We start from the raw sequence: 12,398 nt of genomic DNA on the forward strand, positions 1-12,398 counted from the left end.
AAGGTATCTTGTGTCGATATCTTTGCAATCTAATGAAGATCAGCGTTTATGGTGTCGGTGTTTTGATCATGGCAACGCAACTGCTGCTGGCAGGGGTGAGCGGCGCGCAGGACATCAGAGATGCCAATGTCACCTTGGGTTTAGAAAAATCTTCTTTAAGGGAAGCACTTCAAACGCTTCAAAAGGAATCGGGCTACAACATCTTCTATCTTTCAAAGGCAGTCTCGCCTTTTGACAACATTAGCCTCCGAAAGGAATCGCGCACGGTTCAGAAAACACTGGAATTGATTCTGGACAGGACTAACCTGGCGTTCAGGCAGGAGGGCAAAAATATCATTCTCACGGAAAAAGAAGTGGTTATTCCCGAAACGAAGACCCGGGCGCCTGTCAGGGGTAAAGTGACCGACAAGGACGGGCAAGGCTTACCGGGCGTGAGTGTCATCATCAAAGGAACCAGCCACGGGACCATCACCGATCAGAATGGCAGCTATAATCTTGAATTACAGGACGACAAGCCGGTACTGATATTCAGCTTTGTGGGCTATGTGGCCCAGGAGCTGGAAGTAGGCACGCGGGAAGTGCTGGACGTGGTACTGGCAACCGACGAAAAGGCATTGGAGGAAGTGGTGGTGATCGGGTATGGTACCCAGAAGAAGGTGAACCTGACCGGCGCGGTAAGCAACGTAACAGGCTCCGAGCTGACCACCCGGCAAGCCCCGAACACGACTTCGCTTTTGCAGGGAAGAATGCCCGGCGTGCAGGTAACGCAAAACTCCGGGCAGCCGGGCGCGGAGAATGCGAGTATCCAGATCCGCGGGCAGGGCACATTCAGCGGCGCGGGGAACGATCCGCTCATTTTGATCGACGGTGTGGAAGGTAACCTGAACAACGTCAACCCGAACCAGATCGAGAGCATTTCCGTGTTGAAGGACGCGGCTTCGGCGGCCATTTACGGTTCTCGGGCAGCCAATGGGGTGATTTTGGTGACGACCAAAACGGGTACGGCAGGCCGGTTGAATGTCGATTACAGCTACAATTTCGGCAGCCAGCGGGCTACCTCGGTTTATGACAGGATCACGAACTCGGTACAGTTTATGGAGCTGCTCAACAAGGCCATCGCCCACACGGGAACCAACGCCAACCAGCTCTACACGCCCGCACAAATCGAGGAATACCGGCAGGGAAGCATTACCAATCCCGCGCAATATCCAAGTTATGACTGGATGGATGCCGTTTTCCGGACTTCGCCGATGCAGCAGCATTATGTGAGCGTGAATGGCGGCAAGGAAAATACCACTTACAATTTCGGAGCGGGTTACCTCAATCAGGAGGGTATCCTGATCGCGACGGGCTACAAACGGTATGACGCCCAGTTCAATTTCAAAACGAGCCTGAACAAGACAATTACCTTCGGCACTAACCTCGCTTTTTCCAAAGGCGACCGGAATGAGACGGCATTGAACACCCAGTTTGACGGAAATTCGACCGAGGACCAGATTTTGAGCGCCTTGGCAGCGCACCCTACATTCACGCCGAAGCTCCCGGATGGAAGCGGCCGGTATGCTGCCAAAGCTTACATTCAGGAGGGCGGCAACAAGAACCCCGTTGCGCTCGCAGAAAACGGCGGGCGGTATGTCAGGAATTACTACGCGCTGGCGTCGGCATTTATGGATGTCAATATTTTGCCGGGTCTGAAAGGGCAGATTAAAGGTGCCGTCAAATTCAACGACCGGCAAACCAAAGTTCACGTGGTGGGTATTCCGGCCTATATGTTCTTACCCGATGCCAGCGGACAATATCTGTACAACACCCAATGGAATGGTACCGTGGGTGAAAACAACCTGACGGTCCGGAAGGAAAATGATGTGCAGTACACGGTATTCGGTACTTTGAACTACACGAAAAAAATTGGTACCAATCACGACCTGAATGCATTGCTCGGTGTGAGTCAGGAAACTTTCCGGTATGACCGCTTGCAGGGCTTTAAACGGAATGCGCCGTCCAACGACCTGCTCGAACTGGGTGCGTATTCTCCCGGTGGACAACTGGCCGATGGCCTGGCCTATGAGTGGGCATTGCAATCGGTGTTTGGTCGGGTAAGTTATAATTTCAAAGAGAAGTACCTGCTCGAAGGGAATTTCCGGTACGACGGCTCGTCGCGCTTCCCGAAAGGCAATAAATGGGGCTTTTTCCCGTCGGCATCGGCAGGATGGAGGCTTTCGGAAGAGCAGTTCCTGAAACAGGTTACCTGGCTCGAAAGCTTGAAAGCGCGCGTATCGTGGGGGCAGGTCGGCAACCAGAACGTAAACCGATCGCTGAGCGGTGAATCGGTACCTTATCCCTACCAGCAGGTTTTGAATCCCGTGGTGTACAATATCGGCGGCTCGTTGCAGCAAGGCGTAACGCAAACCGACCTCATCAACCGCAACATCACCTGGGAAACCACGACTGTGACCGACGTCGGTTTTGACTTCGGGCTGTTCCGGGCATCGGTGTTCGGGAGTGTGGATTGGTATTCCAAAAAGACAACGAATATCCTGCGGCCCTTGCAGGTACCTGACTTCATCGGCGTGGCCGGTCCGACGGTCAACCTGGGCGAAATGAGCAATACGGGTGTTGAAATCTCATTGGGTTACCAGAGCAGGGTCAAGGACTTCCGCTACAAAATCCAGGGAAATTTTGAAACCTACAAAAACAAGGTGGTGAAGTTTGGCGCGCGGGAAGTGAACAATGGAAATGGCACGGTAACCCAGGAGGGCTTGCCTTACAACTCCTATTTCATGTATGTTTTTGATGGTATCTATCAAAATCAGGGTGAAATCGATAATGGTCCGACGCCGCTCGTGAAGCCTAAACCGGGCGATATGAAGTACCGCGACATCAGCGGGCCGAATGGTGTGCCGGACGGTAAAATCACGACCGACGACCGTATGGTTGTAAGCGGTGCATTTCCGAAGTTCAATTACGGACTGACTTTCAATGCGGATTATAAAAACTTTGACCTGGGAATCTTCCTGCAAGGCGTGGAAGGCCGCAAGATTTACATTAAGGAGTGGGGGATAGCGCCTTTCCGGCAGGCAGGACCGCCGCCCACGTTCTGGGAAAAGGCCTGGGATGGCGAAGGCACGTCGAACACCATCCCGCATATCTTTAACGAAAACTACGCGCCCAACACCCAGGTATCCGACTGGTGGCTGCAAGATGCATCCTATTTGAGGTTGAAGAACTTTCAGCTGGGTTACAGCTTCCCTGCTAAGCTGATCAACCGCGCGAAAGTCCAGATGCTGAGGCTGTATGTTTCTGGTGATAATTTGCTGACATTCAGTAAATTCTTCAAAGGGATTGACCCCGAGCGCGCATCCGCCAGCGGCCGGGCGGCTATTTATCCGCAGGCCAAGATCTACTCATTTGGTGTTAAAGTCACATTTTAATTCGTAATGCCATGACAACCAGATTCACAAAAAATATATTTCTCTTCCTATTGACTACGGTGGCGTTCGCCTGCAAGGACACGCTGGACAAGAACCCGCTGGCCAATCCGAACTCGGAGAATTTCTGGAAAACGGAGACAGAGGCCAACAAGGCGCTGATAGCCTGTTATGCCAAACTCAAAGAACCCATTATATCCAACGGTCCGGCGCAAAGCGGAAACTTCCTCTTTTGGGAATCGCTGTCCGATAATGCGTCCAACACCTCGGGTTACGAGTCTTTTGATGTAGTGATGCGCGGCGAGCATAATTCGGCCACCACCGGGATCGTCAGCAAGTCGTTCACCATCGGGTTTCAGGGAATTGCAGCATGTAACTACTTCCTCGCCAACATCGACCGGGTAACGGTTACCACCGACGCAGTGCGCAACCGAATGAAAGGGGAAGCACTGTTCCTGAGGGCTTTTTATTATAATGACCTTACGCAGCTTTATGGCGATCTGCCTATTCTGGTGAAGCCCGCGGAACTCGACGACAATATCCGTGCGGTTCCCAGGTCCCCCAAAGCGGAGGTAGTTGCCCAGATTCTCAAAGACCTGGACCTTGCCATTTCATATCTTCCCGCGAATGCGTATACAGACGGGCGTGCGGTTAAGGGTTCGGCTATTGCATTAAAAACGAGGGTATTGCTCAATAACGAGCGGTATAGCGAAGCGGCCGATGCGGCGTGGAGCCTGATCGGCGATGCCGCGAATCCTTTCAAACTAGCTGATAACTACTCCGGGATATTCTTTGGAAACCAGGCCAACAACCGGGAGATCATGTTTTCTGTTCAATTCAAGGCGCCGGACGATTACCATTCGCTCGACCAGGTGATCGGCGCCCGGATGTCCGTATTCCCGACAACCGAGCTCCGGGATGCCTATGAACCGAACGATCCGCGCCGCAAAATGACCATTTTTGAAGCGGGCGATCCGTGGGCTTATAATCCGGCGGGTTTTAAACAAACCGGGAGTCTCGCGGAAGGACAAATTCCTTATACAGGCATGGCCTTCAAGAAATGGGTTAACCCGGCGATCAACAATGGATCGGGCTCGACATTGAGCGAGCAGCATATGGTGAAAATCCGTTACGCCGACCTGCTGCTGATGTATGCCGAGGCGATGTTTGAAAGCGGGAAAGGAGGCGACGCCAACGCATTGAAAGCACTAAACGACGTGCGGGCAAGGCCGGGTGTGGAAATGCCTGCCAAAACTGCCCTCGCGCGCGACGTGATCCGAAACGAACGGCGTGTTGAGCTGGCTTTCGAAGGGTTGCGCTACAACGACCTTGTCCGCTGGAAACTGGCCGACAAAGTGATCCCACAGGTCGCTTACGATGCGAAAGGCACGAAACGAAAGTTCAAAGCCTACCTGCTGCCGATCCCGCTCGGGCAAATGGACATTATGAAAGGGGTTTGGACGCAAAACGAAAATTACTGATAACAGAAAATGATGTTTGATATAAAGAGATTGGTGGTGCTGGTCCTTCTGGCATCTACCCGGCTATTGTCTGCGCAAAATTTGACCGTCAAGAGCCCTGATAACAGGATTGCGTTTCATCTTTTTACGAAAAGTGACTCCCTTTTCTACCGCATTGCTTGCGACGGCAAGGAAGTGATCGAAGCTTCGCCCATTCGTATGTCGCTGGACGCGAAGTCCATTACCGACAAAGTCAGCATAGGCAAAGCGGAGCGCTACCAGGTGAAGGAAGAGTATCCCTGGAATGGTGTTCATTCCGTAGCCAAGAGCCATTGCAACGGCTCGAAAATCAGCATCAGCCAGGGCGTGTTGCGGTACACCGTCGATGTGAGGGTGTTTAACGATGGCGCGGCATTTCAGTTGACTGTTCCCGGCAAGCCCGATGTCAGGCGCATCGCCGACGAATCCACCGTTTTCAGATTGCCTGCCGGAACCACGGCCTGGTACCACGACCTGTACATGCATTACGAAGGCGAATATGCGCGTAAAAACATGGATACCGTGCAAGCGGCACAGTGGGCGGCGCCTTCGGTGACCTTCCGGCTGCCGGATAGCCAGCTCTACCTGTCGGTGACGGAGGCGGATCTTAAAAATTACGGCGGAATGGCTTTGCAGACCGACGGTAACAGGGGAATGGTACTGAGGTTGCCTCAAAATCAACCGACTTCCTACCCCTACAAATTGCGTTACAGTGCCGAGGACGTGCTCCGGCTGGCGCAGCCTGCGGTTATCACCGGAACGGTAACCACTCCGTGGCGCGTGATTGTGGTTGCAAATGGGTTGAATGCCCTGGTTAACAGCGACATCGTGCATAACCTGTGCCCCCCGCCGGATAAGAAACTTTTCCCGCAAGGCATTAAAACCGACTGGATCCAGCCCGGCTCCGCAGTTTGGAAGTACCTTGATAATGGAGGGGAAGGCACGCTGGAAACGATGAAGGAATATTCCCGGCAGGCTGCCGAGTTGGGTTTCAAACACAATATCCTCGAAGGTTTCTGGAAAAAATGGCCGGATGGCGATCTGAAATCGCTCGTAGACTACTCCCGGGCAAAAGGCGTTCACATCTGGTTGTGGGAGCATTCCAAAGAGCTTCGCGACGCGAAAACGCGCCAGGCGTTTTTCAAACATTGCCGTGACCTGGGCGTCAGCGGGTTGAAGCTCGACTTTTTTGACCATGAGGCGAAAGAAGAAATTGATTTGTACCAATCGATCCTGCGCGAAACGGCGGAGTTGCAGCTCATGGTGGATTTCCATGGCGCCAACAAACCGACCGGTCAGGAACGCACCTGGCCCAACGAGCTGACGCGCGAAGCAGTAAAGGGAATGGAAGCCAGTAAGCTGAAAGACCGCGCCGGGCATAATGTAACCTTGCCGTTCACCCGTTTCGTGACAGGGCACGCGGAATATACACCCGTGCATTTTGGCGAGCGCCGGAAAAACACCACCTGGGCGCATCAGATCGCCAGCGCTGCCATATTTTCGGCTCCATTGCTTACCTATTCGGCTAGTCCGCAGCATTTGCTGGAAAACCCCGCAGTGGACATGATCAAAAGCATTCCGTCCGTTTGGGACGAGACGATCGTACTCCCGGGATCTGCCATCGGTGAGGCGGCCGTGTACGCCCGCCGGAGCGGGAAGAGTTGGTTTCTCGCTGTGATGAATGGCGCTACTCCCAGGCGCATTGATATCCCGTTGAATTTCCTCGGCGAGGGTACTTTCAGTGCATCCGAAGTAAGGGATTCGGCTGAAAACCCTGCCAGTGTAACACTTGGAAAGGGAGGCTATGACAAAAACGGCAGCATTTCCCTGAACCTGGGAGAGGGAGGCGGTTTCATTGCAAAATTTGTACGCCCATGAAAGCGATTTTAAGGATAATGACCATTCCAGTATTATGCATTTTGATGGTGGTGCTATTAAACTCACCGCAAGCGGCAAATGCTCAGGAGATTTATGCAGGACGTTATAAAGCCGTTTTCACCAGCGCACCTCGTAAAGTACCGACCGCCAAAACACCCGACGGGCCGTTGGCAGGAAACGGGGACATCGGGCTGACGCTCGGTGGCGACCCCGACAAACTGCGGTTTTACCTAGGCAAGAACGATTTCTGGCGTGCTTATCCGGTTTATCCCGGCGGCGGCATTGCCCTGCCGGGATGGTTGGAAATCAACATTCCAGCGCTCGCCGGAGCCGATTACTATGCAGAGCAAATACAGGACAAAGCGGAGATCGTCGCCAGGTTTAAGAAGGATAATCTTTCCATATCGGTGAAAGCCTGGGTATCTGCTACGGCCAACACCGTTGTAGTGGAGCTGGGGGCCAACGAGACGTGCGCCATGCATTTTGCATTGAAAGCGGCTGAGGGAAATACGTCCGTCAATGCGGAAGGTACCCAGGCAGGTACGTATTGGGTAACGCGCTCTTTTGAAAATACTCCATTGCTTGCATGGCCCTCGCATGTGGCGATGGCCGCAAAAGTATTGGAAACGAAGCCGGGGGCCGATGGCAGCGTTACCTTGGCACCCGGCGGCAAGGTAACTTTGGTGGTAAGCATGTATTCCAATCACGATTCGAAAGATTGGAAACAAAAGGCCATAGCCGAGGCGAAAGCAGCGACGCCTGCGACGATTAGCCGGTTGCAGCAAGAGCACCAGGCATGGTGGGCAAAATATTGGAGCCGGTCGGCAGTACACATCGGTGACCCGTTCCTGGAAAAGTATTACTATGCATCCCAATATCTTTTCGGGGCGACTTCGCGGGCGGGCAAATTTGCGCCGGGCATTTGGGGACCCTTTATCACGAAGGATTCGGCTGCATGGGGTGGCGATTACCACTTGAATTACAACTACCAGGCACCTTACTGGGCCGCCTACTCTTCCAACCACATCGATGAAACCGACAATTTCGACAAGCCTCTGCTCGATTACATGGAAAGTGGGAAGCAGCACGCCAAAGAATTGCTTGGGATCAGAGGAATCTATTACCCGGTCGGGATTGGGCCGCTGGGGCTGGTTACTACCCGCTGGCCACTCACGCCCGATGAAATGGAGAAAAGGTACGCTTCCCGCGAAAATACCATCGATGGAGGGTACAAATTCCTGGGACAAAAGATCAATGCGGTGTTCGGCGTGGGCAATATGCTCATGCGTTTTTACAGCACATATGATGCTGCGTATGCGCGCAGGGTGTACCCGTACATGCGCGAATGCGCGAATTTTTGGGAAGACTATCTGAAATTCGAGAATGGGCGGTACGTCATTTATATGGACCACTACAATGAGGTGATGCCCAACCTGAAAAACAAAGGCCAATGGCGCCAGCTCCTGGGTGATTTCAACTCCACATTATCGGTTGGGTTGGTCAAAATGCTGTTCAAAGGGATGGTCGATGTGAGCGAATTTTTAAATGTCGACAAGGAAAGAAGGCAGAAGTGGGAGCATATTGTAACGCATATGAGCCAGTTCACAGTGGGTGAAACGGATGGCAAGCCGAGCCTCAAAAATGTCGAATCCAGCCCTTCACCGATCCATAGCAGGGTAGAGGGGCTCGCCAGGGTGTCGATTCACGGGCTGGTGCTGCCGGGAGGCGTATGCGGGCCGGTGACGGATTCTGTATTCAACCGGGTTCTGCTGAGCGATATCGGTCGTTGGAAAGACAAAATGAAAGCACCGGGAGAGTGGGCCAATACACTGGGTAATGGTGTCGAAACCTGTTTTCCTGCCGCGGTCAGGGTAGGATATGATTCTGACGAGGTGATGAAGCAACTTACAGACCGCATCAAGCGCCAGTCACTGCCTAATCTCTGGATTACTGCGGAAGGTGGCGGTATAGAGACCCTGTCGGCCGTTCCACTGACGATCAATGAAATGATGATGCAGAGTTATGAAGGCGTCATCCGGATATTCCCTAATTGGAATAAAACAAAAGATGCCAGCTTTGACCAGCTTCGTGCATATGGCGCTTTTCTGGTCAGCGGTGAGTTGCAAAAGGGCAAAATCGGGCGTGTCAAACTGCTGAGTGAAGCCGGGAGACCTTGCGTAATGGAAAACCCCTGGCCCGGTCGTTCGGTGCAATTGCTTCGAAATGGAAGGAAAGCGGAGCAGCTGAGTGGAAAAACGTTTTCTCTTGCGACTTCGAGGGGGGAACAGTTGGAATTCATCGGTCTTTAAGCATCATTCTCAACCCGTTGATCTGCTATGAAATCAATGTTGATGACCTTTTTACTATGCATTGTTCACCTGGTGGCCATCTCCCAGGATAAGTACCGCCTGCTGGTGATCACAGGCGGGCACGGTTTCGAGAAAGTACCGTTTTACAATATGATGGATTCATTGGGTAATTTCTCCTATGACCGGATAGAACAGCCCAAAGCCAATGAACTGATCGCTTCCCCCGAGGTAGACCGGTACGATGCGCTGGTTTTTTACGACATGAACGATTCGATTACGCCCGTTCAAAAGCAGGCCTATCTGCGCTTGCTGCAAAAAGGCAAAGCGATGGTCTTTCTGCATCATTCGTTGGTTTCTTATCAGAATTGGGATGAGTTCAAGCGGATAATCGGCGGTAAATATTATGAAAAGGTTACCATGGTGAATGGGAACTCGGTGAAATCGAGCTACCAGCACGATGTGATCATTCCGGTGAAAATAGCGAATCCGGCACACCCGATCACGAAGGGACTCGCCGATTTTGAGATTTATGACGAGGTGTACGGGAATTTCCTCACCCAGCCAGCTATCCGGCCATTGCTGAGCACGACACATCCCGGAAGTTCAAAATACATTGCGTGGACCAACCCGTACGGTCGCAGTGAGGTGCTCTTCATTCAGCTGGGCCACGGGCCGGAGGCTTTTGGCAACTCCAACTACCGGAAATTGCTGCGTCAGGGCATTGAATGGTCGATCAGGCGGCATCGTTAAAAATATCTTAAACCAAAAACATACTACTTAGTATGTTTTTGGTTTAGCTTTGCATGGAAACCAATAAAACCATGCATCAAGCACTTCTTATCTTACACTCCATCAACAGATGGCTTGTCCTGGCAAGCCTCTTCTATGCAATCGGGACCGCCCTGTCTGGCCTTCGGTCGGGCAGGGCGTTTTCCGGCGCCGACAATGCCGTCAGGCACATTACGGCCACCATTTCGCACATCCAGTTATTGCTCGGGCTCTCGCTTTACATGATCAGTCCGGTGGTAAAATTCGATGTTGCCGACACCGTTGGTACCGGACTGGTCAGTGAGCACACCTTCTTCCGGCTGATTCATATTGCTTTCATGGCTGTTGCGGTCGTCGTTGTCACAATCGGATCGGCCAGGGCAAAGCGCATCCAGTCGGACAAGGAAAAATTCAGGACAATACTGGTCTGGTTTGGAGTTGCCCTGCTCATCGTCCTTGCAGCCATTCCATGGCCGTTCTCTCCCCTGGCTAAGCGGCCCTATTTCAGATCATTTTAACTACCAGCTATTTCTTATGTTGCAACTACTCAAAACGCCGATCGGGCGCCTGAGAATACTCGGTTTTTTCGAAGGTATTTCGTTGATCGTCCTGGTTTTCATTGCCGTTCCCCTGAAATACTGGGCTGGCGAGCCTATGCTGGTGAAGGTTGTCGGGCCGGTTCATGGCCTGCTTTTCACGCTGTTTGTATTGGTAACACTGAGCGCCGGGGTGACTTACCGATGGAAATTTTCGGAGATCTCCTGGAAGGTCCTGCTTGCCTGTGTCATTCCATTCGGGACTTTCTACATCGACAAGCATATTCTTGCAAGTGAGCAAGCTGTCCGGGAGAATAGTCCCAATTAATATGGCTGTGTTGAGGACAGACGGAGAGCCGCGTACCGGACTGGTGGGCCTGCGGTGGCTGCTTCTGGGGGCGGTATGGCTGGCGGCGTGCAACAGTGCTCCGCGCACGATTGAAAATAATGTTTCTTTCAAAGGCAAATTGTCGGAGTATGCATTGTTTAAAGGCAATATGCCGGAACTTCTTCCGGCCGACGGCGTGGTGCCGATCCAGATCGGCTCATCACTCTTCACCGACTATGCCGAAAAGCAGCGTCTCCTGAAAATTCCGGATGGGCAAAAGATGGTCATTCAAGGCGACGGACTTCCCTCATTTCCGGATGGCACGCTGCTCGCGAAGACGTTCTACTATTCGAAGTCCGGCAAGGGGACGAGGCTGATCGTAGAAACCCGCTTATTACTGTATTCCGGCGGCAAATGGAACGCCGCTACCTACCGGTGGAACGAAGCACAAACCGACGCGGAATTGTTGGTGGAAGGAGCCACGGTGCCGGTATACTTCGAAGACAGGTATGGAAAATACCGGCATTTGGAATACAAAATTCCGGCGCAGAACGACTGCGGGACCTGCCATCGTTCAGGCAATGAGCTGGTCCCGCTCGGTCCTCAAATGCGGAATCTGAATATCGCTATCAATGTGGGAGGTGAAAACGTGAATCAGTTGGCCTACCTGATGCAAAGAGGAGTGCTCGCACAGGCTGACATCACGGGAATCGCATCGCTTCCTGATTACAAAGATTCGTCCCTGGCATTGGCACCGCGGGCCAGGGCTTACCTCGAAATGAATTGCGCGCATTGTCACCGCGAAGCCGGTTCAGCGGCCGGTACATCACTGGATCTGAGTTTTAACACACCATTTGAGAAAACGGGTATGGGCTATAACAAGGAGAATATGGTGATCCGGATGAGCACGATGGGCGAATACCATATGCCTAAAATCGGCACGACGACACCCGACGAGGAAGGTGTACGGTTGATCAGGGACTATATTAAGGGTCTGGCGGACTAAATTGACCTGTAAAAATTGTAGGTTTGGGGAAAATGGATTGAGCAAACCAATGAAAAAGGCAGAAGCGACCCGGTTGACTATTCTTGAAAAGGCATTTGAGTTGATCTATGTGAAGGGGTACCAAACCACGAGTATCGACGACATTATCGCGACTACCAAAGTGACCAAGGGCGCCTTTTACTACCATTTCAAAAACAAGGACGAAATGGGCCTGTCGATCATCAACGACCTGTTGAAACCGACACTGGCAGATAGCTTTATCGGACCTCTGCAAACCGGCGCTGATCCCCTGACAGCCATTTACGATCTGATGTACAATCTGCTGATGGAAAACGAATTTCTCAAAGTGGAGCATGGTTGCCCCGCGGCTAACCTCACCCACGAAATGACCTCCTGGAATGCAGATTTCAATAAAGCACTCAACGAGTTGACCCAGCAATGGATCGATGCGATGATCGATCTGATCGAGCGTGGTAAAACGGACGGTGTCATTCGCAAAGACGTAAATGCGCGACAGGCCACCATGTTTGTGATGTCGGGTTACTGGGGCATTCGCAACTTTGGCAAATTGGAAAGAAGCAAGGAGGTTTACTTGTCTTATCTGAACGAGTTGAAAAAATATCTCGAAACCTTGCGTTAATCGGCA

General features: G+C 52.2%; 9 protein-coding genes. All 9 read left to right on the top strand.

The annotated features are described in order from the left end of the window. Positions 1–32 precede the first annotated feature (32 nt). The 9 genes from J2Y43_RS30120 (at position 33) to J2Y43_RS30160 (ending at position 12,392) form a co-directional block, all read left to right on the top strand. Positions 33–3,431, top strand: coding sequence for a TonB-dependent receptor (locus J2Y43_RS30120; RefSeq protein ID WP_309991464.1), 3,399 nt, complete (start codon positions 33–35; stop codon positions 3,429–3,431). A gap of 11 nt (positions 3,432–3,442) precedes the next feature. After that, complete coding sequence (locus tag J2Y43_RS30125) at positions 3,443–4,909, top strand: RagB/SusD family nutrient uptake outer membrane protein (protein ID WP_309991467.1); 1,467 nt, start codon at positions 3,443–3,445, stop codon at positions 4,907–4,909. 9 nt (positions 4,910–4,918) lie between these two features. Next, complete coding sequence (locus J2Y43_RS30130) at positions 4,919–6,805, top strand: glycoside hydrolase family 97 catalytic domain-containing protein (protein WP_309991471.1); 1,887 nt, start codon at positions 4,919–4,921, stop codon at positions 6,803–6,805. After that, entirely contained in the window at positions 6,802–9,114 is a 2,313-nt protein-coding gene (locus J2Y43_RS30135; RefSeq protein WP_309991473.1) for a glycosyl hydrolase family 95 catalytic domain-containing protein, read from the top strand. The genes J2Y43_RS30130 and J2Y43_RS30135 overlap by 4 nt, the downstream gene beginning before the upstream one ends. 27 nt (positions 9,115–9,141) lie before the next feature. Then, positions 9,142–9,864, top strand: a complete 723-nt coding sequence (locus J2Y43_RS30140; protein WP_310226715.1) for a ThuA domain-containing protein — start codon at positions 9,142–9,144, stop codon at positions 9,862–9,864. Positions 9,865–9,935: 71 nt separating this feature from the next. Continuing rightward, on the top strand, positions 9,936–10,400 hold the full coding sequence (locus J2Y43_RS30145; protein ID WP_309991477.1) for a hypothetical protein: 465 nt from the start codon (positions 9,936–9,938) through the stop codon (positions 10,398–10,400). A gap of 16 nt (positions 10,401–10,416) precedes the next feature. After that, positions 10,417–10,746 (top strand): DUF3817 domain-containing protein, encoded by a 330-nt coding sequence (locus tag J2Y43_RS30150; RefSeq protein WP_309991480.1) that lies wholly within the window; start codon positions 10,417–10,419, stop codon positions 10,744–10,746. Between the two features lie 7 nt (positions 10,747–10,753). Then, positions 10,754–11,752 carry a c-type cytochrome gene (locus J2Y43_RS30155; protein ID WP_309991482.1) on the top strand — a complete coding sequence of 333 codons (999 nt, stop codon included), beginning with the start codon at positions 10,754–10,756 and terminating at the stop codon, positions 11,750–11,752. Positions 11,753–11,801: 49 nt separating this feature from the next. Then, positions 11,802–12,392 (top strand): TetR/AcrR family transcriptional regulator, encoded by a 591-nt coding sequence (locus J2Y43_RS30160; RefSeq protein ID WP_309991484.1) that lies wholly within the window; start codon positions 11,802–11,804, stop codon positions 12,390–12,392. Positions 12,393–12,398: the final 6 nt, after the last annotated feature.

The organism is Dyadobacter sp. BE31 (genome assembly GCF_031457695.1).
In the GTDB taxonomy this organism is placed as follows: domain Bacteria; phylum Bacteroidota; class Bacteroidia; order Cytophagales; family Spirosomataceae; genus Dyadobacter.